This window comes from Microtetraspora sp. AC03309 (assembly GCF_020826795.1).
GTDB lineage: Bacteria > Actinomycetota > Actinomycetes > Streptosporangiales > Streptosporangiaceae > Microtetraspora > Microtetraspora glauca.
The window spans coordinates 1-467 of sequence record NZ_JADDIL010000492.1; the positions used below are offsets into that span (position 1 = coordinate 1).

The 467-nt window shown below is 66.8% G+C and carries 1 protein-coding gene; it reads right to left on the reverse strand.

Annotated elements, in window-relative coordinates; genetic code table 11:
* Positions 1 to 5 precede the first annotated feature (5 nt).
* On the reverse strand, positions 6 to 467 hold a 462-nt coding region (locus IMZ11_RS44010; RefSeq protein WP_228649689.1), incomplete at its 5' end, for a DUF3159 domain-containing protein.

Sequence of the window (467 nt, forward strand, 5' to 3'; positions counted from 1 at the left end):
ACCGGTCAGGATGCCGAGCGCGGCAACGCCCGAATTGCGTAGCGGGCACTGAGCAGGACCAGCGTCGTGGTGACCACGAACAACGGCCAGCCCATCGCCAGCCGTGCGACTGCGAGCAGTCCTTCCTGACCGGTGTCGTAGAGGTAGTTCTGCACCAGGAAGCGCGACCAGGACACCGTCGCCAGGACCGCGGTGACGACATTGAAGACCAGCCGCACTCCGGGTACCTGGCGCCAGGTGCCGTCGCGACCGGTGGCCCACGCCCAGATGACCCCGACCAGCGGGCGCCTGACGAGGATCGAGCCGGTCATCACGATGGCCGATGCCAAGGACATCCAGATACCCGGAAGGTAGAAGTCCTTGGCCTGGCCGGTCACCAGTGCCAGCAGCGCACAGGCCGCGACGCCGACGAATCCCCACAGTGCGGGCCTGACCGATTCACGGCGCAGCAGCTGCCAACCGAATTC